Raw genomic sequence first — 20,590 nt, 5'->3', positions numbered from 1 at the left:
CCGCCGCGAACGCCTCACGGAAGTACGCCGCGGCGGCCGGGTCCGACAGCGCGAGGACGACTTCGCGGTTCTCGCGGGCCGAGTGCTGGTTCCAGTTGAGACTGCGACGAGCGCGGTGTCGTCGGCGACGACGCCCTTCGCGTGAATCGCGCCGTACCGGCCGCCGGGTCGTGCGAGACGGACCGAAAGCGGCGTTCCGGTCCTGTCGGCCCACTCGTTCAACCGCTCGGCGAGGGCTCGGGTTTCCTCCTCGACGTACCACGTGCTCCCGAGGAGGAGTCGGACTCGGACGCCGCGGTCGGCGGCGCGTTTGAGCGCGCGGACGAACGGGCCGTCGGCCTCCACGGTCGGCTGTAACACGTCGATTCGGCTGTCGGCGGCATCGAGTCGGGAGACGACCGTCGATTCGGCGTTGTCGGGCGCGCGGATGACGGCGACGCGGTCGACCCGGACCGACTCGGGGGCGACGCGCGAGGGAAACGAACCGTTCGCCGACTCGGTGCGGACGAACGACCGGCCGACTCGGTACGTCTCCCACGGGGCGGTCTCAGGGAGCGTCGCGTCGGTTTCGAACGTGGCAGCGAGGTCGGCCGCGACGCTCGGTGAGCGCGCGACGACGCCCCAGCCGCGGCTCTTTCGCCCGCCGGTCCCGGCCGGCTTCCAGTTTTCGGTCATCACGAGCGCCGCGTCGTCGACGACGGCGTACTTCGGGTGGTGAAACGAGTGCGGGTCACCGACGACTCGGACCGACACGCCGGCGTCGGCGAGGCGGTTGAGGACGCGCGCCGACCGCCGCGGGAAGCCGCCCACCGGGCTGTCTTCGACCAGTACCGAGACGGCGACGCCGCGCTCGCGAGCGGCGATGAGTTCGTCGGCGACGCGTGCGGAGGAGACGACGTAGCCGGCGAGCAGAATTCGCTCGTCAGCCGACCGGAGCACCGAAACCGGGCGGTCGGGCGAGTCGGGGAGGACGAACAGCGTCGCGTTCGCGGGGCCGTGGGTCGTGACGTTCCGTCGGGGAAGCGCCCGCGGCCACCACGACCACGCGCCGTCTCGCCGTTCGAGGAGCGCGCCCTCGCGGCTTTGGTCGTAGCTGAGGCGGTCCGCGACGACGTCGGTTCCGGCCGCGTGGCCGTCGCCACCGACCACGCGGAGCGTGACGGTCTCGCCGCCGTTCGCGAGGTCGAGGCCGGACCCGACGACTGGGTGGTCGGTCAGGTTCGCCGCCGCGTCCGGGTCGGCGGCGACGGCGACCGTCCCGCCGGGTGCAGCGAACGAGACGGTGTCTTCGCCGTCAGACAGCGAGAGTTCGGTTCCCGCGGGCGCAGCGACGGCGACGAACTCGCCGCGGTCATTGGGCGTCGTCGGGTCGGGGAGCGCGGAGACGATGCGCGCTTCGCCCGATGCCGGCTGGTCGGCCGTGGTGGCGGTGGTGGTGGCTGACCCGGTTTCGTTCGTCGTATTCGTCGCGTTCATCGCGTGCTCTGACTCCGGCGCGGCCGCTATCGGCGCGGGAACGACGGCCGCGGCCGCGATGAGGACCACGAGCGAAGCGGTGAGTGCGGCGACGAGGGCGCGACGGGACACACCCCGCGGTGGTCGCGTTTCCCTACAAAAACGTTCGCGACCGGTCACTCAGCGCGAGCGGTTGCGAGAGAAAGAAAACGAGGGGAGAACCGCGGAACTGCGAGGGTGTCGCGTCGTCGTGCTGTCTCAGACAGTCGCTTCGGCTTCGACGTCGTCGCCGAGGAACTCGGCGGCGAGTTCGGCCTCGCGCTGGACGAGGAACGAGCGGTCGTCGACGTAGCCGGCGGCCGCTTCGAGCGCGTCTTCCGTGCCGATCTGTCGGAGCGCCCACGCGGCGCTGGCGCGGACGGAGTTCACGTCGTCGTCGGCGACGACGTCCGAGAGCGGTTCGACGGCGCGGGTGTCGCCGATGAGGCCGAGCGCGCGCGCGGCGGCCGAGCGGACGTTGTCGTTCTCGGTGACGAGCTTGTTCGCGATGGGCTGGGTCGCTTCCTCGGAGCCGATTTCGCCGAGCGCCTTGAACACGACCTTCTGGAGCGCGGGGTCGCTGTCGGTGTCGACGTAGTCGACGAGCATCTCGACGCCCTCCTCGGCGGCCATCTTCCCGATAGCCTTGATGACGCCCTTGTCGCGGCGCTTGGCCTGCCCCTCGATGGTCTCGTAGGCGCTGTCGTCGTTCATCCGCGTGAACGCCTCGATGCAGTACTCCTGCATGAAGTCGGACTGGAAGCTCTCGAACGCGAGGGCAATCATCTCGACGTTGCCGCGCTTTTCGTGTTCCTTCAGCGCCGACAGCTCCGGCGGGTAGTCCTTGTAGTGGCCGAGCACGTCGTAGAAGCCCTGCACTTGGAGCTTCTCGCGGGTTTCGAGGTCGTCCCACTCCTGGGCGTCGTCGAGGCCGTCCGCGAGGTCGTCTGCGACGTCGATGAGGTCCGCGATGGTCTCTGCGTCCTCGTCGGCGTCGAGGTCGGCCGCTTCGACGGCCGAGACAGCGTCGTCGACGGCGGCGGTGAGCGCGTCTTCGTCGTCGCCATCGACCGAGACGCTCGCGTCGAGCACGCCGTTGAACTCGTCGGCGAACGTCTCGACCGCGGCGACGATTTCGCCTTCGCCCTGCTCGGTCCACCGGGTGTCCGTAATCGTGGATTTGGCTTCTTCGAGCGTCTCGACGGCGTCTTCGGCGTAGGGACCGCGCTGGGATTCGAGGTCGTCGCGCAGGTCGGACAGGCGCGATTCGAGCTCCTCGGCGGGGTCCTCTTCGTCTTCGTCGTCCGGTTCGGGCAGGTCCGCGGCCTCCACGTCGGCCTCGATATCGTCGAGCGTGGCCTCGACCTCGTCGAGGTCGGCTTCGGTCTCGGCCGCCTCGAGAGCCTCCTCGGCCTCGGTCAGGCGCTCGTCGAAGCTCTCGGGCGAGAGTTCTGTCGTATCGTCGTCCCCGTCACTCATATGCCGGAAGTCCGTTCGACTGTAAAAAGAGCGTTTCCCTTCGCTTCGCGTCTCCGGGGACCGACCGCCGATTCCATCCGGGCCACTTTTTCCCGGCCCATCCGTTCCTCCGAGCGTGACCGGTCCAACCATCGCCGTGCCACAGCGTGCGGCGTTCGACCTCGACCCGGCGCGAAACGAGGACGACGTGCGCGCCCGCGTCGCCGACCTCCCCGAGTCGGTCGATATCGCGCTGTTCTCCGAGTACGCGCTCACGGGCTTCGTCGCCGACAACCGCGCCTTCAGCGGTGCAATCTCGCGGGAACGCGCGACCGACTTCCTCGCCTCGGTCGCCGCGGAAAACGAACTCGACGTGCTCGCGGGCTACCTCGAACGCGACGGCGAGACGCTCTACAACGCGGCCGCCTACGTCCGACCCGACGGTTCGGCGACCGTCTACCGCAAGCGACACCTCTGGGGCGGCGAGTCCGAGGTCGTCACGCCGGGCGACGAACTCGTCGTCGCGGACACGCCAGCCGGACGGACGGGACTCCTCACCTGCTACGACCTGAACTTCGTCGGCGACAGCGCCGCGCTGACCGACGAGCGAATCGACGCCCTGTTCGTCGTCGGCGCGTGGCCCGCCGCCCACTCGACGAACTGGCGACTGCTCTGTCGCGCCCGCGCCCTCGACGGGGTTCGGTGGCTCGTCGGCGCGAATCGGACGGGAAGCGGAACGGTCTCCGGTTCCGCGGGCTCGGAGTACGCGGGTCGCTCGCTCGTCGTCAGGCCCGATGGCGTCGTCGCGGCGGCGCTGAACCGCGGCGAGCGCGACCTCGTCTGGACGCTCGACCGCGACCTGCTCGCCGAACAGCGCGCGTTCGTCGGCTCGGTCGAGTAGCCGAAACCGGACTGCATCACCGGAACCGAGGGGGGTTTTTCCGACCCCGCCCAATCGGGGTCGATGACGGACTCGCTCTTTACGCCGCTCTCGCTCCGCGACACCGAGGTTCGGAACCGAATCATGGTCTCGCCGATGTGCCAGTACTCCTCGACCGACGGGTTCGCCGAGGACTGGCATCTCGTCCACCTCGGGAGCCGCGCCGTCGGCGGCGCGGGCATCGTGATGTCCGAGGCGACGGCCGTCTCCCCCGAGGGACGCATCTCGCCGAACGACCTCGGCATCTGGTCGGACGACCACGTCGAGAAGCTCCGACAGATTACCTCGTTCGTCTCGTCGATGGGGAGCGTACCGGCAATCCAACTCGCCCACGCGGGTCGGAAGGCGAGCAAGTCCCGGCCGTGGGAGGGGAGCGAACCGGTCGCGCCCGAAGACGGCGGGTGGACCACCGTCGCCCCGAGCGACGTGCCGTGGCCTTACGAGGGCGAGGCTCCGCCGCTCCGGAAGCTCTCGGCCGACGGAATCGAAGGCGTCGTCGACGACTTCCGTGCGGCGGCCGAGCGCGCTCTCGACGCCGGCTTCGAAATCGCCGAAGTCCACGCGGCCCACGGCTACCTCCTCCACGAGTTCCTCTCGCCGGTCACGAACCACCGCGACGACGAGTACGGCGGCTCCTTCGAGAACCGGACGCGGCTCCTCCGCGAGGTCACGGAAGCGGTCCGCGAGGTCTGGCCCGACGACAAGCCCGTGTTCGTCCGCATCTCGGCGACCGACTGGCTGAACGACCGCGAGTCGTGGGACATCGAGCAGTCGGTCCGCCTCGCGGCCGACCTCGACGAACTCGGCGTCGACCTCATCGACGTGAGCGCCGGCGGCATCCACCCCGACCAGCGGATTCCGAACACCGGCCCCGGCTATCAGGTCCCCTTCGCGGAAGTCATCCGCGGGGAGACCGACGCGATGGTCGGCGCGGTCGGCGGTATCCGAACCGCGCGCCACGCCGACGAGGTCGTCAGCAACGGCCGGGCCGACCTCGCCATCGTCGGCCGCGAGCACCTCCGCGACCCGTACTTCGCGCTCCACGCCGCCGAGGAACTCGACGCCGACGCGGCGTGGCCGCCGCAGTATCAGCGCGCCGTCCCGCGCCGGTAGGGGCCGACCTCCCTCGACCCGCGCGGGTTCGCCACCCCTCGAACGCTTATCCCCGCGGCGGCCCAACCGTGGGCCATGAGCGACCGACGACGCGACGACGACATCCTCGACCTACTCGACGAACTCGGGGACACGCTCGACGAACTCGGCGCGGAACTCCGCGAGGAGCGCGACCGCGGTCGCGGCCGCGACCGACGCGTCTCCGGCGACGACCGCTTTCGCCCCCCGCGTCCGCCGACGTTCGGCGAGGTACTCCGATTCACCGAATCGTACACCATCCCGACGGTCATCGCCGTCCTCGAAGCGACCATCGCCTCCCTCGAACTCCTCCGCCGTCTCATGCGCCTTTCCGACCCCGGCCGTGCGATGGAAGACGCCAGAAGCGAGACGGAGTCACGGATGCGGAACGTCCCGAAGAGCGCCGTCTCCGGCGTCGACCGCGCCCTCGACGAACTCAGAAACGCGCTGTCGGAGGCCGACTTACCCTCGAACCCCGAGGCGCGCGACGTGATGGACCGCGCCCGCTCGCTCGCCGACGAACTCGACGAGCGAATCACCGAGGCCGAGCGCGAGCGGACCACCCGAGAGCGCCGCTGGCGCGAGGACGAGCGCACGTTCGAATCCGAGTGGCAACGGCGCGACGAGAGCCGGCGCTCCCGCGACGAGCGTCGGAGTTCCCGCGACGCCGAACCGGTCGGCACGGGGCCGGTCCGAATCGACGTGACAGAAGAGGCCGACCCGGACGGCGGCGACGACGGGAGCGACGGACCGAAGGTCGACGTCGACGCCGAACTGGAGTCGATTAAGCGTGAGGTGAAGGGCGACGACGAAGACGACGGAAGCGACGCGGACGCTGATGCGGGCGACGAACCGAGCGACCGCTGAGCGGCGGAATACGCGGAGTTTTGTTTCGACTCAGCGCGCCGGTCGAACGTCCACGCGAACCACGTCGCCGACCCACGCCGCAAGCGCGAGGAGCGCGATTCCCGCGCCGCCGGTCACGAGGACGGGCGTGAACTGTACGCCGTTGACGAGGACCAACAGCGCGAACAGCAGCGAGATGACGCCCACGAGCGCCAGCGCCGACGCCGCGCCGACGCGCCACCACGCGAGGCCGGGTGTCTTCGACTTCCCGCGGACGACACGGGCCACGCCCGCGGCGACGACGCCGAGGCCGACGAGATAGGCGGCGAAAAGCAGGTCGTAGCCCGCGCCCACGGACCCGAACGCGACTTCGAGGGCGTCGAAGCCGACGATGAGCAGGTACGTCGGCAGTTGGAACGGCTGGAACTGGATGCCGTAGCTGAGGCCGTACAGCCCGGCCAACACCGCCGTGGCGACCGCCGCGTCGCGCGCGAAGGAGATGCCGCTGGTGCGGTTCATACGGGAGATAGAAGGTGTAGTTATATCAACACTCGCCCGCTCAGAGCGGTTCGAAGCGGTAGCCGTCCCACTCCTGACTCGCGGGCTCGCGGATGCCCGCGCCGGGTTTGCGGAGTTCCTCGCAGTAGACCGGGCGGACCTCGTCGCCGATGTCGACCTCGTCCTCGCCGGTGACCTGCCCGATTGCGCGGACGGGTTCGCCGTCCACGTCGAACTCGACGATAGCGAGCGTGTTGGGTTGGCGGACGCCCGGCGGCGTCGCCGTGGAGGTGGTCCACGTCAGCACCGTCGCCGTGTAGTCGCTGAGGTCGACCGTGCCGACCGGCTCCTCGCCGCCGGGGCCGACCGGGTGGCCGGGGTAGGTGATGCTCCCGTCGGGGTAGCGGTACGCCTCCATCGCGGGTTGTTCGTCGGACATTATCGGGACTCCATGATGGCCGTGGTCACGCAGTTGCCGAAGCCGCCGACGTTGCACGCGAGGCCCACGTCGGCGTCGACCTGCCGCTTGCCTGCGTCACCGATGAGCTGTTTGTAAATCTCGTACACCTGCGCGACGCCCGAGGCCCCGAGGGGGTGGCCCTTCGACTTCAGGCCGCCGGACGTGTTGATGGGGAGGTCGCCGTCGCGGTCCGTGACGCCCTCGTCGACCGCCTTCCAGCCCTCGCCCTTCTCGAAGAAGCCGAGGTCCTCCGACTGGAGGAACTCGAGGATGGTGAACATGTCGTGGAGTTCGGCCACCTCGATGTCGTCGGGTTCGAGGTCGGCCATCTCGTAGGCGATTTCGGAGGAGTTGACGACGCCGCCCATCGTGGTCGGGTCGGCGCGCTCGTGGACGACGTGGGTGTCGGTCGCACCGCCGATACCGGAGATGACGGCGTAGTCGTCGGTGTACTCGCGGGCGACCGACTCGGGGCAGAAGACGAGCGCCGCCGAGCCGTCGGTGATGGGACAGAAGTCGTAGAGGCGAAGCGGGTCGGCGACGACCGGCGAGTCGAGGACGGTGTCGAGGTCGACTTCCTTGCGGAACTGGGCGTGGGGGTTGTCCACGCCGTTTTTGTGGTTCTTGACGGCGACCTTCCCGAGGGACTCCCGCGGGGCGTCGTAGGTGTCGAGGTAGAGTCGTGCGGTCAGCCCCGCGAAGGAGGGGAGCGTCACGCCGTGTTTGTACTCCACCGGGTGCGTCAGCGAGGCGATGACGTCCGTCGACTCGGCGGTCGAGCGGTGGGTCATCTTCTCGCCGCCGACGAGCATCGTCATGTCGGACGCGCCGGAGGCGACCGACTGCCACGCGGCGTAGACGCCCGCGCCGCCGGACGAGGAGGTCTGGTCGATTCGGGCGGTGTAGGCGGGCATCGCCGCGAGGTCGTGGGCGAGGGCGTTCGGGACGCCCGTCTGGCCCTCGAACTCGCCGCTCGCCATGTTCGAGACGTAGAGGTGCTCGATCTCGTCGGGCGAGACGTCGGCGTCCGCGAGCGCGGCCTGCCCCGCCTCCGCGAGCAGTTCGCGAATCCACGCGTCCCGCTGCCCGAACTGGGTCATCGATGCACCGATAATCGCTACGCGGTCCATACGCGCACGTCGTCGCAGCGCGATTTAAAACCGGGCAATCCCTCGCCGGCACGTCTCAAACCGTTTATCAGTCGGTCGCCCGAACGACCGGCCATGGACGCCGAACGCCTCGCGCCGACGGTCGGAATCGTCGGCGCGCTGCTGCTCGCACTCGCCATCGCGATTCCCGCCGTCACCGTCGAGGCCGGGGACGGACAGGTGGCCGCCTACTACGCCGCGGGCCCGGTCGGCATCTCGTTCGTCGGGATGCTCGCACTGCTCGAAACCATCGTCTTCCTCTCGGGCAGACAGGGGCGGACCGACCCGGCGACGGCCGCCGGACTCGCCTTCGTGCTCTCGCTTTCGATGCTCGGCGTCGCCGCGCTGTGGTCGTTCTCCATCGACCCGACGCTCCTGTTTAGCTTCGACCAGCAGTACTCGTGGCTCACCTACCACCGTTGGTCCGTCGTGGCCGCCGCGTTCGTCACCTTCGTCGGCGGCGCGTGGTACGCACGCGGCGTGTTGTAAACCGACCCACGGAACGAACGCCGACTTCTCGCGGGCGCGTCGCGTCGAACCACCCCGACGGTGTCCCCCGATTTTCCCGCCTCCGAGTCGAAAGGCCCTTAACAGTCGGTGGACAATGAGGGAGTGGACTAGGTCGGGCAGTTAGGCCCTGCTCTCCACCCGCGAAATAGGTCTTCAGCGGGGACCGAACACGGGCGCGTCCGGTCAGACCGGCGCGGGCCCCGGAAGCCAACGTAGAAACCTCGTCCTTCGGGGACAGCGGTTCCGCGTACCCCTTCCGCAGGGAAGGGTTCGCGCGGTTCATCGGTGGTACCCCGCCAGGCGCGGAAGCGAGCAGCGGACCATCGGACGTGCGTCGCTCGAGGGATCGCGGGGTGGAGGAGGCAACCGGGATTCCCCACGTCGGAACGCCGGGCAACCTCGCTGTCCACCCATTCATACCTCATCGAAATCACTCGCAGACCGGCTGGTCTCTCGGCCGTAAACTCGACGCTCCGGCACGTCAACTCCGTATTTTAACTGTTGTCACTCACCGCGCGAGCGACCGCCGACTGTCGGCACTCGGCGAACTGAAATACCGCACAAGGGGTCTGTTTCCCCGGGGGAGACGCTTACTGTTTGTTCTCGGCTTCCGTCTCGGTCGCTTCGGCCTCAGCCTCAGTCTCGTCTTCTTCGTCGTCGTCCTCGCCTTCCTCTGCGCCCTTCTTCAGTTCCTCTTCGATCTCCTCGCGGCCGCGGCGGAACTCGCCCATGGCCTGTCCCGACGACCGGGCCAGTTGGGGGAGTTTGTTCGCGCCGAACAGGAGGACGATGATGAGCAGGACGATGAGCAGTTCTGGGCCGCCCGGGAGTCCGGGGAACAGCGGAATGGAATCCAGCATTACGTTCGGTTACGTTCGGGGGGAAGATAAGAGAGACGGTCCGAAATTTCGAACTGAAGTCGCCGTAGTCCGCGTGTTTCGGGGGCTCATCGACGTTCGAGCGGCACGACGGACCGGGCGTCGGACCGCGACGCGGCCGTCGAGCAGACTCATGTGTGATACACCACACACGACACACGAATGTGGTGAACGGTAGTTACGGATAGGCGGCAATTCCGGCGGGTGAGAGCGACCGGGGCCGCGGCTCGACGGGAAGCGGTTCGGAGAAGATGCACCGGCTGGGAATCGAACCCAGATAATTGGCTTGGAAGGCCAATGTCTTACCATTAGACCACCGGTGCTCATTTCATTCGCACCGTGCATCGACGGACTTCGTCCGTCTCAACACCAGTGCTCGCTCGCTTCACTCGCTCGCACCGAGCCTCGGCCTCGCTTCGCTCGGCCGAGGCACCATGCGCGCGAACGTCGCGTCTATCCCTTCATTCTCGACGCCCCAATAAGGATGTTACCTTTTCGGTCAGGCGACGAGGGAGGTCGATTCGCCGCCCTCAGCGGGGTTGTCGGGGGCGCTCCCGAGGAACTCGAACTCGAACTCCGTCTCGGCCTCGGTCTCCCCGTCGACGACGACCACCGTCACGTCTCGCTCGTCGGGGATGGTGACGCCTAACTCGCCGTCAGCGTCGGTCGTACCGGCAGCCTCGCCGTTTATCGTCACCGTCGCGTTCTCCACGGGCGTCCCGTTCCGCGTGACGACGACCGTCACGTTCTCGCCGGCGGAGACGTTCCCGTCGAAGCTCACGGTGAGGTTGCTCTCGGCGTCGGTTTCGGCGCGCTCGCCGTCGTCGGTCTCGTTCTCGCCCGCTTCGACCTCGGCGTTCGCGTCAGCCTCGGCTTCGGCTTCCGCCTCTGCTTTCTTCTCCGCGCCGACCTTCGTGATCGGCACGTCCGTTCCCGACTCGCTCACGACGGGCTTGAGGATGTACTTCCCACTGCCGCCCGCTTTGAACGCCGTGATGTCGAAGACGAAGTCCACGGACTCGCCGTTGCCGACTTCGAAGTCCGTGTTGAGCTGGAGCTTGTTACTGGGGAGCTTCACGTTGACCTGTTCGCCAGTCTTCAGCGTCCCGTTCACGTCGCTCACGTGCACGAAGACCTTCGTGTAGTTGCCCTCCGGCACGCCGTACTCGCCGACGAGGCTCGCGTTGTCGCCCTGCAGTTCGGTCAGGTCGACGGTCACGTTGTCGACCTCGTAGGCGACTCTCGACTCGCCTTCGGCCACGTCGGTGTCGTTCACGTCGGCCGATTCTTCGACTTCGGCGTCGGCATCGGCGTCAGCATCAGCGTCGACCGACCCGTTGGTCGAGGCGGTCACGTTCGTCGCGTTCGCCGTCGCGTTGGCTTCGAGTTCGACCTCGACGCTCGCGTTCGTCTCCGCGTCGGCGTCCGTGTCGTTTTCGGACTCAGACTCGGATTCCGCGTCGTCGGCTTCAGCTTCCGACTCGGCGTCGCCGTCCGCGCGGACGAGCGTCACGCGCTCGATAGTGACGTTGAGGTGTTCGAAGTCGGCGATAGCGTTCTGCTCGTCGCTCACGTAGAAGTTCACGGTCCCCGTCCGGGCAGTGTCGCCGTCGGACGACGCGGTCGTCGTCGCGTCGGCGGTCCCGTCGGTCTGCGTCTCGGTCATCGTGCCGGTCCCGCCCGCACATCCGGCCAGTACGACCATGAGCGCGAGCAAGACAGTCGCAAGTCCAGTACGTTTCATCGTGGGAGACCGTACTGGCCGAGAGAACTTTAGAAGGGTGTTCGTACGCCTCGGTTTTCACCGAATTTCGCCGAATTACGGCCTCAGTCGTCCGCATGTGACTCGTTGAACCGTTTCGCCTTGTCGAGCAGTCCGGGGGAGATGCCGGGCACGTCGTCGACGCTCACCGCGCCCTCGGCGCGAACCTCGTCGAGGCTCTTGGGGAACTCGCGGAGTTCCATGTGGATGGCGATGCCGGCTTTCGCGCCCTTGCCCATCGCCACCGGAATCTGGTTGTGACCGGGGGTGATGTCGCCGACCGCGAACACGCCGTCGACGCTGGTCCGGCCGTGGTCGTCCACCGGGACCGTCCCGTCGTCGTCGAGGTCCACGTCGAGCGCCTCGAACAGCGTCGTGTTGTAGTTCGAGCCGTACATCGCGAAGCCGCCTTTGTACTCGCGGACGGCCCCGTCTTCGAACTCGAAGCTCTCCAGCCAGCCGTCGTCGCGCTTCGTCATGCCCGAAATCTCCTCTTCGACGATGTCGACGGGGTGCGCGCGGACGAGTTCGTCCGTCTCGTCGGACCACGTCGGCTCGTCGCCCCGGAGCAGCAGGTCCACCTCGTCGGTGAAGTTGAGCATAATCATGGCGACGTAGGCCGCCGAGTCGGAGTGGCCCATCACGTACACCGACTCGTCGACGAACATGTAGGCGTCGCAGTGCAGGCAGTAGTGCAGGCCCTTTCCGGTGCGGGGAAGCGGCGGGTCGGGGCGCTCGTCGTTGAAGCCGACGCCGAGGACGACGCGCTCGGCGACGAACTCGCCCTCGTTGGCGACGAGGCGGAACCTGCCGTCGTCCAACTGCTCCGCGTCGGTCACGAAGTCGCGGTGGATGTCGGTCCCGTACTCTTCGAGTTGCCCGCGCGCGGTTTCGAGGAACTCGTTGCCGGAGACGTCCTCGGTGACGCCGATGACGTTGTGCGTGTCGAGCATCATGGCCGCGCGGCCGCCGCCGCGGTCCACGAGTGCGGTGTCGTGGCCCAGTCGCGTCGTGTAGAGCGCGGTCTGGAGGCCCGCGGGGCCGCCGCCCACGACGACAACCTCGTACTCCCGTGGTTCGTCGGTCTCGGTCATACACGGGAATTCGTCGCGGCGCTCTTAAGCCCACATCACCTGTGCGCGGCCAGCATCCACCCGAGACGTGTTAACGGCCGGCACGCTGGGGGCGCGACGCCCGAAGCCGACCGCGACGCTCAGCGCCCGGCGACGACGGCGTAGCAGTTCCCGCTGGACACCGTCGATTCGACGACCGCGAGGTCGCTCGCGCCGAGGTCGGCGTCGAACTCGTCGGGCGCGTAGATGTGGTAAAATCGGGGGACCGTCTCGCCGCCGGGGAGCGTCCAGTCGACAGTCGTGTCGAAGCCGTCCTCGCGGTCGAACGTGTCGTGGGCGGTGCTCCACGCGCTGACGACCGCGCGGCCGTCGGCGTCGAGCACGCGAGCGAGTTCGTTCAGGCTCGCCACGCGCGCCGCCCGCGGCGCGAGGTGGTGAATCGTCGCCACGTACACCGCGAGGTCGAAGGCGTCGTCGGCGAAGGGGAGCCGAGAGGCGTCGCCCTGCACGAGTCCGGCGTCGAAGCCGCGTTCCGCCGCCCGCGCGACCGCCTCGTCAAGCAGGCCGCGGCTCACGTCGAGACCGACGACCTCGTCGGCGTGCGCGGAGAGGAGTTCCACGTGCCGGCCGTTGCCGCAGCCGAGGTCGAGCGCGCGGGTCGCCGGTCCCGACTCGGTCGCGTCGGCGACGAACGACTCGACTTCGGGCCACGGGTACTCGCGGGTCGACGCGAAGTGCGACGCGATGCGGTCGTACGTCTCGCGGACCCCGTCTCGGGGTTCGTCTCCGTCCATGCCGGTCGGTCGAGGCGGTGAGACAAAGACCGCACGGGTCGCGAGCGGCGGGCGGCGCGGCACTCAGATGAACATGAACGTCACGTAGGTGATGACGAGCAGGACGGCGGCGTGTTTGACGCCGTCGGCGACCTGTCCCTCCCCGAGCTGTCCGGCGATGAGTCCCGAGCAGAGCCCCTGAATCGCCGTGACGTGGAAGAACAACAGCGTGTAGGAGGCCGTGTTCACGTCGCGCAGGCCGGAGAACGCGCCGGAGGTGACGCCCGCGACCTCGCCTGAGCCGATGGCGCCGGTGCTGGCCTGCTCGACCGCCGGGATGAACGACACCGTCAGCGCGGCGACGATGCCGAGGAAGACGAGAAACGAGATGTAGATGACGAGGAGGTAGGTGACCATCTCTTGGTTCCGCTCGCGGGCGAGGCGGCGGCTGTCTTGGGCCTCGTTGGCCGCGATGCGGAGGACGGGCGCAAGGTCGCCGCTCGCGCTCATCGCGTTGGTGATGAGCGTCACCGACCGCGACACCATCGGACTCGTGGTCCGGCGGTCCATCCGCCGGAGCGCAGTCTGGGCGTCGGCCCCCCAGTCGATGTCGCGGACGGCGCGTTCGACCTCGTCGCCGAGCGGGCCGAGGTCGGACGCCGACACCCGGCGAAGGCTCTGGACGACCGTCAGCCCGGCCTCGTTGACGCTCGCGAGGCGGTCGAGGAAGTCGGGCATGCTCCGCTCGATGGCACGAATCCGCCGCTTCCGAAGCTCGTGGAACGCCGAGACGACGGCGAGCGCGCCGATTGCGGCCTCCACGACGTGCTGGTCCACCGCGTCGGCGACGCCGAGGAGCGTCGGGTCGGCGGGGAACGTGGTCCGCAGGGCGACCCAGACGAGCCCCAGCGGGACGGTGAGCGCGAGCGTGGCGAGCGGATGGCGGCCGAGGGTTTCGAGCGGGCGGTCGAACCAGCCGCGAATCGCGCGAAACCGGTCGTAGACGGCGAGTCGCTCTCGGTTCGCGTGCCACGGGTCGCCTCGGGTGTCGGTTTCGCCGCCGTCGGTCGCCGGGGCCGACCCGACGCCGCCGGTCGCGTCGATGCGCCGGGCCGACTCGGTCGCGGTCTCCGTGTCATCATCGGCGACCGCCGCGCCCCGGAGCGACTCGGTGATGCTGTCGATGTAGACGACGAAGCCGAAACTCGCCAGCGGGATACCGACGTAGCCGACGATTCGGATGAGCGTCAGCGTGTCCGCGAGGACGAGACCGATGACGACGAGGACGGTGATGAAAAACAGCGGCCCGGCGACGAGGACGGTGACGTACACCTCGGCGAACGTCGAAAGCAGGTCGAGGTACTGCTGTTGTTGGGCCTCCGCCTCCGCCTGAAACCGCTCGTACTGCTCTTGGAGGAACGACGAGAGGTTTCGGCCGCTCCCGAGCACGCTGGCGAGGTTCTCGGCGAACTCTTCGAGGCTCGGGCTCGGCGTCCGCGTGGCCATCGTCTGGAGGGCGGAGAGCACGTCGGTGCCGAAGGCGTCCATGTCGCGGACGACGATGCTGACCTCGCGCGCCGCCTCGCCGTAGATGGCCTCGTTTCGGGCCAGCGTCTCCAACACCTGCGGGAACAGCATCCCAGACCGCGACAGCGCGAAGACGAACGCGACCGTCCGCGGGAGCGTCGCCTCGATTTCCGACGAGCGGGTGCGGGCGCGCTCGGTGAGGACGTACCATCGACCCCAGTAGACGCCGAGCGCGAGGAGCGCCCCGAGGGTCGCGCTCGAAAGCAAAAGCGCGAGGAACAGGTCGCGGAGCGGGAGCGCCTGAATGCTCGTGAGTCCGCCGAGGAAGGCGAGGGCGGACGGAAGAACTTCGCGAATCGTCTCGGACTGAACGGCGAGCGTTTCGAGCGTCACGGCGGCGAGGTAGACGCCGAAGACGCTCCCGGCAACGCCGAAGACGGACGCCATGAGGAGCGTCCGCGAGGCGTACACGCGGTGGGTGACGCTCACGTGCGCCGCCCGCAGTTGATTGCGCTGTTCCCTTCGACGGGGGTTCTCGTTGGCGACGTAGAAGCCGAAGACGGAGAGCGAGACCCGCGAGACGAGGAGGTCGGCCGCGCGGCTCACCGGCGACAGGACGACGGGGAGGACGATGAGGACGGCGAGAACGAGAGGAAGTAGGTATAGGTACTGCGCGGCGGCCATCTCAGGCCTCCGTGCCGGCGTCGACGATGTCCTCGTCGGCCTCGACGCGCCGCATCACGTCTTCGGAGTCCGCGTAGTACTCGTTGATGAGCGCGGTAAAGCGCCGGTAGTCGGAGACGTCCTTGTCGAGGAGGTACCGGAGGAACGTCTCGCGGCGACGGAGTTCGCGCCGGAGTTCGGTCCGCGACCAGCCGTTCTCGCGCTGGATTTCGGTGAGCAACGAGCTGTCGTTTTGACTGAACGTGTCGGTCTCGGGCTCCCACGCGAACGCCGACGAGTAGTCGAGTTCGCCGGTCCGCTGGTCGATGTCGCCGATTTCGCCGATGGTCTGCGAGCGGCGGACGCGCTCGCCGTCGTGGCGGGTGAGCGTCTGGACGCACAGCAGGTCCAGCGACTGCACCATCGCGCGGGGGACGTTGATGGGCTCGTTTTCGAGGCGGTTGATGACCGTCTCGATGCTGTCGGCGTGCATCGTCGAGAACGTCGTGTGGCCGGTGTTCATCGCCTGAAACAGCGTCACGGCCTCGTCGCCGCGCACCTCGCCGACGATGATGTACTCGGGGCGGTGCCGGAGCGCGGAGCGAAGCAGGTCGTACATCGAGATGTCGGTCCCCTCGTGGAGTCGCTCGCGGGTGACGGACGACAGCCAGTTGTCGTGGTAGAGCGCGAGTTCGCGGGTGTCCTCGATGGACAGCACCTTCGACCGCGGCGGGACGAACATCGACACCGCGTTCATCGAGGTGGTCTTGCCCGAGGCGGTGCCGCCCGCGAAGATGAGGCTCTTGTTGTGTTCGATACAGAGCCACAGGTAGGCCATCTGCTCGATGGAGAACGTGCCGTAGCGCACGAGGTCGATGGGCGTGAACGGCTCTTCGGCGTACAGGCGGATGGTGAACGCCGACCCGCGCGGGGTGACCTCCTCGCCGAGGGCCAACTCGGCGCGCGCGCCGTTCGGAAGCGTCGTCCCGAGGACGGGGTCGCCGACGCTGATGTGCTGGCCCGAGCGCTGGGCGAGTCGGATGACGTAGTTGTCGAGTTCCTCGGCCGCGAACGAGACGTTCGTGGCGATGTCGGTGTACTCGTCGTGGTAGACGAAAAGCGGCAGGTCGTAGCCGTCACACGAGATGTCCTCGATGTGCGGGTCCTTCATCAGCGGGTCCAGCGGGCCGTAGCCGTGGAAGTCGCGCCGGAGGTAGTACAGAAGCGTGTAGAAGGTGTTCATGTCGAGTTCCAGCCCGTACTGTTCGAGAATCGACTGGAGTTCCTCGACGAGCGCCGTCTCGGTCCGCGGGTCCGCCTCGCGGCGGTACAAAAGCGGGTCGCGGACGTCGGTGCGGACGCGTTCGAGCAGCGACACCTCGAACGCGTCGAGGTCGGGTTCGACGGTGTGGTACCGGTGGGCGGTCGCGTCACCGTCGTAGGTGACGACGACGTAGGCGAAGGGGGCGTTCACCCAGTAGCGCTCGACCTCCTCGTGGCCCTCGGGGACCTCGTACGTCCCGAGCGGCGTGTCGTCGGGCGAAAGCGGGCGCACGTCGAGGTCAGACCCCCGCAGCATCTCCGCGGTTCGGCGCAGGAGCCGTTCGGCCTCGGCGGCCGCGGCGTCGAACTCCCCGTCGGCGAGGAGTCTCAGCACCCCTCGGTCGGCCCGCGGGTCGCGCGTCACCGTCGTCTCGCTCGTCGTATCTCGTGCCATCGTCACCCGGTCAGTTGGTCGGGAGGTATGGCGGGTCAGCACTTAAAAGGTCCGCGCGGGAGACTGTCACTCGGGGTGAACGACCGGCCCGCGGCGCGCGTTCAGGTCCGGTCGACGGTCAGGAGAACGCCGGCGAGGACGAGCGCGATGACGACGCCGACCGGGAGCGGAACCCCCGGGAGCCCGCGCGTCGCGAGCAGATACGTCGCCGCGGCGAAGACGACGCCGACGACGCCGAGGAGTCCGCCGAGGACTCGAACGGGGTCGACCGGGCCGGCCTCGACCCGCTCGTCGCGCAGGTAGTAGACGATGGAGAACAGCACCGCGAGCGCGAGGACCGCCGCGCCGACGACCCACGTCTGGTAGGCGACGGCGACGGTCTGTCCCGACTGGAGCGACAGCGCGGAAAGCGGGGTCCGGACCGCGACGCGGCTGGAGAGCCCCCACGCGAACTGAATCTCGGCGAAGGGGAACCGGACGAAAAGCAGGCTCGCGCCCGAGACGTTCGGCGTGTACGCGACGTTCCACGGGAGGAGCGCGCAGAGCCACGTCGAGACGACGGCCAGCGCACCCGCGTGTTCGGAGCGGACCCAGACCATAGGACAATCGCACGGTCTGACAGGTAAAAACTACCGACAGTCCGGGCGCGTCGGCCGCCCGCGTCGTCGGGCGCGACGCCCGAGCGGACGAGCCCTCAGGAGAGCCGTTCGGGGTCGTGAGTCAGGTCGCCCTCCTCGGCGTCGCCGGTGTTTCGGGTCTCGGTCGGCTCGACGAGAAGCACTTCGGTCGGTTCGAGCGCCACGGGGCGGTGTTCGACGCCGCGGGGGACCACCAGCAGGTCGCCCGGGCCGAGGTCCGCGTCGTCGCGGTCGCGGAACTCGATTCGGAGCCGCCCGTCGCGGACGAGAAACAGCTCGTCGGTCTCGTCGTGGGCGTGCCAGACGAACTCGCCGTCGAGTTTCGCGACCTTCACCGCGTAGTCGTTCAGCTCCGCGGCGATTCTCGGGGCCCACGTCTCGTCGAACGACGCGAAGCTCTCGTCGAGGTTGACGGGTTCCATATGCGGTCCGCTCGCGGCGGTGGCCGATAACCGTTGTGCCGAGCGGGCGTCGAGCGGGCGTTGAACCGGCGTAATCGGCCGGTTTCGACGCCGGAACCACGCTTCGGGCGGCGTCACGTTAATAGGCAGCGCAGTACAACCAACAGTACGGAATGCGGCGTGACTACTTCGAACTCGATGTCCGCGATGTCGATTGGTACGAGGACGACGGCGACCCTCGCCAACCGACGGTATCTATCGACTTCTACGGCCCGGCCGAGGAGCTCCGGTCGCGGTTCCTCTCGACAAGCGGCGACGTGCTCGCCGCGGAGGAACTGGACGTCTCCTTTCGGCTGCAAGACTCCGTCGACGACTCGGACGCCCGCGGCGTCGTGAGCGTGACGGACCGACTCACCGGCGACTACGTCCTCGAACTCAACGCTCGCGCCGACGACGTGTTGGACTTCATCCGCGCGGCCCGCGAGTACGGGCGCGCCGCGGGCGACGACGAGGGGCGCTACCGCGTCGACGTGGCAATCGAGGGCGACCACTTCGAGACCTTCGAGAAATCGACGTTCCTCGTCTACGACGGCGACGGGACGCTCCTGCGGAGCCAGAGCCTCATCCCCTCGGGCGTCGAACTCTGAGCGAGGGGCTCGCCGACCCGACGGCGCGGACGACACGTTCTCTCGATACGTCCCTCACGCTCGTTCGTGTACGATATCGGGGCGAACCACGTCTTCTTTACCGACCGCTCCCACAGAGAGTAGCGTGAGAAACGTAACCGACCGGACGAGAAACCCGTTCGACATGCGACCGTCGTGTGACCGGTACGTCCCCGGCTACGGCGACGCCAACGCCGACTTCCACGTCATCGGCGACCACCCCGGCGTCCACGGGGGCATCGAGACCGGCGTCCCCTTCTCGGGAGACGCGGGCGATAAACTGTTCGCGGCGCTCGAAGACGGCGAACTGCTGGCCGAGGCCGGCGACGAACCGACGGTGAACCGCACCTTCTTCTCGTACCTACACATGTGCGTGCCGGATGGAACGCCGTCGGCGGCCGACTACACCGACATGGAGCGCTTTTTCGACGCGGAACTCCGCGCCATCGCCGCGCACGTCCTCCTGCCGGTCGGCGCGGTGGCGACGAAGCACGTCCTGAACAACTACACGTCCGTCGGCTGGAAGACTGACGTTGACATGGAGGTGCTCCACGGGAAAGAACTCCGCGGGAGCGGCTTTCTCGTGTTGCCCATCAAGGACCCCGCCGAGTGGGACGACGGCGACCACGACGAACTCGTCGCCGGCCTGCTGGAACTCCAGTCGACCGACTTCCGCCGCGAGTCCGACCTCGGTCGCTTCATGCCCGGAGCGGACCCATACCTGGTCAGATAGCGTATTTTTCGCCGTATTCGACCGTCGTCCACGTATTCGATAGGTTCTTCACGATTCTGCCGTTCGTTCGTCCAGTAACAACCATGAAGGTTACGAAATGTTCGGTTGATAGGGCCATATGACTCACATAAGAGCATATTTATCCAGTCGTTCTGGAGGGCGTGGTTCTAATTGGCGATAACAAAGGACTTTTTACAACTAGTGTCCAACGTGGTGTTGACGCGCGTGGTTCGATTCACTTCCGCCGGGCGCGTCAGGCAGCTGTGAGACTGGTGCTCCTCACAGTGGCTTGGTCAGTCCGGGGACCTGCGCTCGGCCGCGGTCCCCGCTCTTAACTCAGACGCGAGCGATAGCTCGGTGTCTCGCCGTCCCGTCCCTCCGAACAGAGAGCGGCGTCGCTTCCGCTCAGAGCCTGTCGGCGAGTCGCTTGAGCGCGCCGTATCCGTACTCCGTGACCGGTTTGCCGTGGCCCACCGCGACGACGTCGATCGGCGGGCAGCGCGCCGCGAACTCGCGGACGCTCCGCCTGTTCTCCGCGGCGTCGGTCGCCATGAACGCCGGCAACGTACCGAGCCGCCCGTTCGACTCGCGGACCAGGTCGCCGACGAACGCGACCCCGTGGTCCTCGTGGACGAACGCGGTGTGGCCGGGGGTGTGTCCCGGCGTTCGGTAGGCGACGAAGCCGCCGAGTTCGTCGCCGTCGCGGACGACCTCCACGGGGTTCGTCGGCCGCTCGACGAACGACCCGAGCGCGCGCTGTGCGGCGCCTTTCAGCGAGCGGAGCGACGGCTTCGACGCGCCGGTCAGGTGCGAGGCGTCCGGCTCGGCGAGGTGAATCGGCACGTCGTCGCGGAGGCTGAGCGAGGCGAGCGTCCCGACGTGGTCGAGGTCGAAATGCGTCACGAGCACCCGGTCGATTGCGCCGGGGTCGAGGTCCACGCGGGCGAGACCGCCGAGGAGTCGGTCGCGGTCCCACGGCGTCCCGGCGTCGACGAGCGCCGTCTCCGAGCCGTCGGAGACGAGGTACGCGTTCACGCCGCGGAGTCGGAACCGTCGGACCGAGTCGGTCGGAATGGTCATACCGGTTCGACGGACGCGGGCGACAAAAATCGTGGGCGACGGCGAAGCGCGCGTCGCGCCGGCTACCGCGAGGTGAAGAGATACCACCCGGCGTCGACGACGAAACCGCCCGCCCCGAGGAGCGGGCAGACGACGAAGCCGAGGAGGTCGACCGCGACGGGTCGTCCGACGCCGAGCGCGCCGGCCGCCACGAGC

At 68.1% G+C, this 20,590-nt stretch carries 19 protein-coding genes, 1 tRNA gene, 1 other RNA gene and 2 pseudogenes; 7 read left to right on the top strand and 16 right to left on the bottom strand.

Annotated features, from left to right (window positions below; translation table 11 throughout):
* Positions 1-1,587 (bottom strand): annotated as a pseudogene (locus tag ATB1_RS15460) (phosphatidylserine/phosphatidylglycerophosphate/cardiolipin synthase family protein); the annotation flags it as partial.
* Between the two features lie 126 nt (positions 1,588-1,713).
* On the bottom strand, positions 1,714-2,973 hold the full coding sequence (locus ATB1_RS15455) for a HEAT repeat domain-containing protein (RefSeq protein ID WP_042665397.1): 1,260 nt from the start codon (positions 2,971-2,973) through the stop codon (positions 1,714-1,716).
* Positions 2,974-3,088: 115 nt separating this feature from the next.
* On the opposite strand from ATB1_RS15455, the gene ATB1_RS15450 reads away from it, so the two are divergent.
* The 3 genes from ATB1_RS15450 to ATB1_RS15440 all read left to right on the top strand — a co-directional run bounded on the left by ATB1_RS15450 (position 3,089) and on the right by ATB1_RS15440 (position 5,890).
* Positions 3,089-3,853, top strand: a complete 765-nt coding sequence (locus ATB1_RS15450; protein ID WP_042665396.1) for a carbon-nitrogen hydrolase family protein — start codon at positions 3,089-3,091, stop codon at positions 3,851-3,853.
* 63 nt (positions 3,854-3,916) lie between these two features.
* Positions 3,917-5,005 (top strand): NADH:flavin oxidoreductase/NADH oxidase, encoded by a 1,089-nt coding sequence (locus tag ATB1_RS15445; protein ID WP_042665394.1) that lies wholly within the window; start codon positions 3,917-3,919, stop codon positions 5,003-5,005.
* A 75-nt stretch (positions 5,006-5,080) separates the two neighbouring features.
* A complete protein-coding gene (locus tag ATB1_RS15440; RefSeq protein ID WP_042665393.1) occupies positions 5,081-5,890 on the top strand; it encodes a hypothetical protein in 810 nt (269 codons plus the stop codon).
* Between the two features lie 30 nt (positions 5,891-5,920).
* On the opposite strand, the gene ATB1_RS15435 is transcribed toward ATB1_RS15440, so the two are convergent.
* The 3 genes from ATB1_RS15435 to ATB1_RS15425 are packed head-to-tail and all read right to left on the bottom strand — an operon-like array spanning position 5,921 to position 7,957.
* Positions 5,921-6,388, bottom strand: coding sequence for a hypothetical protein (locus ATB1_RS15435; RefSeq protein WP_042665390.1), 468 nt, complete (start codon positions 6,386-6,388; stop codon positions 5,921-5,923).
* Between the two features lie 40 nt (positions 6,389-6,428).
* On the bottom strand, positions 6,429-6,806 hold the full coding sequence (locus ATB1_RS15430) for an OB-fold domain-containing protein (RefSeq protein ID WP_042665388.1): 378 nt from the start codon (positions 6,804-6,806) through the stop codon (positions 6,429-6,431).
* Positions 6,806-7,957 (bottom strand): 3-ketoacyl-CoA thiolase, encoded by a 1,152-nt coding sequence (locus ATB1_RS15425; RefSeq protein ID WP_042665384.1) that lies wholly within the window; start codon positions 7,955-7,957, stop codon positions 6,806-6,808. Before ATB1_RS15425 ends, ATB1_RS15430 begins: the two co-directional genes overlap by 1 nt.
* 93 nt (positions 7,958-8,050) lie before the next feature.
* Here ATB1_RS15425 and ATB1_RS15420 point away from each other — a divergent pair, with 93 nt between their 5' ends.
* Positions 8,051-8,464, top strand: a complete 414-nt coding sequence (locus ATB1_RS15420; RefSeq protein ID WP_042665380.1) for a hypothetical protein — start codon at positions 8,051-8,053, stop codon at positions 8,462-8,464.
* A 121-nt stretch (positions 8,465-8,585) separates the two neighbouring features.
* Positions 8,586-8,897: signal recognition particle sRNA (gene ffs, locus ATB1_RS21070), an RNA gene on the top strand.
* Between the two features lie 178 nt (positions 8,898-9,075).
* Here ffs and tatA read toward each other — a convergent pair.
* From tatA to ATB1_RS15375, 9 genes are all read right to left on the bottom strand, one after another.
* The gene (gene tatA, locus ATB1_RS15415) at positions 9,076-9,345 is read right to left on the bottom strand and encodes a twin-arginine translocase TatA/TatE family subunit (RefSeq protein ID WP_042665378.1); all 270 of its coding nucleotides are present in this window, start codon (positions 9,343-9,345) and stop codon (positions 9,076-9,078) included.
* A 270-nt stretch (positions 9,346-9,615) separates the two neighbouring features.
* A tRNA-Gly gene (locus tag ATB1_RS15410) sits at positions 9,616-9,686 on the bottom strand.
* A gap of 176 nt (positions 9,687-9,862) precedes the next feature.
* On the bottom strand, positions 9,863-11,068 hold the full coding sequence (locus ATB1_RS15405) for a DUF4382 domain-containing protein (RefSeq protein WP_042665399.1): 1,206 nt from the start codon (positions 11,066-11,068) through the stop codon (positions 9,863-9,865).
* A 122-nt stretch (positions 11,069-11,190) separates the two neighbouring features.
* Positions 11,191-12,219: an NAD(P)/FAD-dependent oxidoreductase gene (locus ATB1_RS15400; protein WP_042665375.1), complete on the bottom strand. Its 1,029-nt coding sequence runs from the start codon at positions 12,217-12,219 to the stop codon at positions 11,191-11,193.
* A 119-nt stretch (positions 12,220-12,338) separates the two neighbouring features.
* Positions 12,339-12,992 carry a class I SAM-dependent methyltransferase gene (locus tag ATB1_RS15395; RefSeq protein WP_042665373.1) on the bottom strand — a complete coding sequence of 218 codons (654 nt, stop codon included), beginning with the start codon at positions 12,990-12,992 and terminating at the stop codon, positions 12,339-12,341.
* Positions 12,993-13,055: 63 nt separating this feature from the next.
* Entirely contained in the window at positions 13,056-15,182 is a 2,127-nt protein-coding gene (locus ATB1_RS15390) for a type II secretion system F family protein (RefSeq protein WP_042665370.1), read from the bottom strand.
* A 1-nt stretch (position 15,183) separates the two neighbouring features.
* Positions 15,184-16,878, bottom strand: a complete 1,695-nt coding sequence (locus ATB1_RS15385) for a type II/IV secretion system ATPase subunit (RefSeq protein WP_042665368.1) — start codon at positions 16,876-16,878, stop codon at positions 15,184-15,186.
* A 101-nt stretch (positions 16,879-16,979) separates the two neighbouring features.
* On the bottom strand, positions 16,980-17,477 hold the full coding sequence (locus ATB1_RS15380; RefSeq protein WP_042665365.1) for a hypothetical protein: 498 nt from the start codon (positions 17,475-17,477) through the stop codon (positions 16,980-16,982).
* Positions 17,478-17,572: 95 nt separating this feature from the next.
* Entirely contained in the window at positions 17,573-17,938 is a 366-nt protein-coding gene (locus ATB1_RS15375) for a cupin domain-containing protein (RefSeq protein WP_042665363.1), read from the bottom strand.
* Positions 17,939-18,090: 152 nt separating this feature from the next.
* Here ATB1_RS15375 and ATB1_RS15370 point away from each other — a divergent pair, with 152 nt between their 5' ends.
* Positions 18,091-18,564: a DUF5793 family protein gene (locus tag ATB1_RS15370; protein WP_004977575.1), complete on the top strand. Its 474-nt coding sequence runs from the start codon at positions 18,091-18,093 to the stop codon at positions 18,562-18,564.
* A gap of 124 nt (positions 18,565-18,688) precedes the next feature.
* Entirely contained in the window at positions 18,689-19,315 is a 627-nt protein-coding gene (locus tag ATB1_RS15365; RefSeq protein WP_042665360.1) for a uracil-DNA glycosylase family protein, read from the top strand.
* Between the two features lie 405 nt (positions 19,316-19,720).
* Here ATB1_RS15365 and ATB1_RS15360 read toward each other — a convergent pair whose 3' ends face one another.
* Together ATB1_RS15360 and ATB1_RS23490 are read right to left on the bottom strand one after the other, a co-directional pair.
* Positions 19,721-20,395 carry an MBL fold metallo-hydrolase gene (locus tag ATB1_RS15360; RefSeq protein ID WP_042665357.1) on the bottom strand — a complete coding sequence of 225 codons (675 nt, stop codon included), beginning with the start codon at positions 20,393-20,395 and terminating at the stop codon, positions 19,721-19,723.
* A 62-nt stretch (positions 20,396-20,457) separates the two neighbouring features.
* A pseudogene (locus ATB1_RS23490) lies at positions 20,458-20,590 on the bottom strand (molecular chaperone DnaJ); the annotation flags it as partial.

This window comes from Haloferax sp. ATB1 (assembly GCF_000730175.1).
This window is presented reverse-complemented; position numbering and strand designations above follow the sequence as displayed.

Excerpts from the sequence above, each read along its gene's own strand:
- ATB1_RS15455 (WP_042665397.1), bottom strand. The coding sequence starts at position 2,973 with ATGAGTGACGGGGACGACGATACGACAGAACTCTCGCCCGAGAGCTTC.
- ATB1_RS15445 (WP_042665394.1), top strand. The coding sequence starts at position 3,917 with ATGACGGACTCGCTCTTTACGCCGCTCTCGCTCCGCGACACCGAGGTT.
- ATB1_RS15440 (WP_042665393.1), top strand. The coding sequence starts at position 5,081 with ATGAGCGACCGACGACGCGACGACGACATCCTCGACCTACTCGACGAA.
- ATB1_RS15435 (WP_042665390.1), bottom strand. The coding sequence starts at position 6,388 with ATGAACCGCACCAGCGGCATCTCCTTCGCGCGCGACGCGGCGGTCGCC.
- ATB1_RS15430 (WP_042665388.1), bottom strand. The coding sequence starts at position 6,806 with ATGTCCGACGAACAACCCGCGATGGAGGCGTACCGCTACCCCGACGGG.
- ATB1_RS15425 (WP_042665384.1), bottom strand. The coding sequence starts at position 7,957 with ATGGACCGCGTAGCGATTATCGGTGCATCGATGACCCAGTTCGGGCAG.
- ATB1_RS15420 (WP_042665380.1), top strand. The coding sequence starts at position 8,051 with ATGGACGCCGAACGCCTCGCGCCGACGGTCGGAATCGTCGGCGCGCTG.
- tatA (WP_042665378.1), bottom strand. The coding sequence starts at position 9,345 with ATGCTGGATTCCATTCCGCTGTTCCCCGGACTCCCGGGCGGCCCAGAA.
- ATB1_RS15405 (WP_042665399.1), bottom strand. The coding sequence starts at position 11,068 with ATGGTCGTACTGGCCGGATGTGCGGGCGGGACCGGCACGATGACCGAG.
- ATB1_RS15400 (WP_042665375.1), bottom strand. The coding sequence starts at position 12,219 with ATGACCGAGACCGACGAACCACGGGAGTACGAGGTTGTCGTCGTGGGC.
- ATB1_RS15395 (WP_042665373.1), bottom strand. The coding sequence starts at position 12,992 with ATGGACGGAGACGAACCCCGAGACGGGGTCCGCGAGACGTACGACCGC.
- ATB1_RS15390 (WP_042665370.1), bottom strand. The coding sequence starts at position 15,182 with ATGGCCGCCGCGCAGTACCTATACCTACTTCCTCTCGTTCTCGCCGTC.
- ATB1_RS15385 (WP_042665368.1), bottom strand. The coding sequence starts at position 16,878 with ATGGCACGAGATACGACGAGCGAGACGACGGTGACGCGCGACCCGCGG.
- ATB1_RS15380 (WP_042665365.1), bottom strand. The coding sequence starts at position 17,477 with ATGGTCTGGGTCCGCTCCGAACACGCGGGTGCGCTGGCCGTCGTCTCG.
- ATB1_RS15375 (WP_042665363.1), bottom strand. The coding sequence starts at position 17,938 with ATGGAACCCGTCAACCTCGACGAGAGCTTCGCGTCGTTCGACGAGACG.
- ATB1_RS15370 (WP_004977575.1), top strand. The coding sequence starts at position 18,091 with ATGCGGCGTGACTACTTCGAACTCGATGTCCGCGATGTCGATTGGTAC.
- ATB1_RS15360 (WP_042665357.1), bottom strand. The coding sequence starts at position 20,395 with ATGACCATTCCGACCGACTCGGTCCGACGGTTCCGACTCCGCGGCGTG.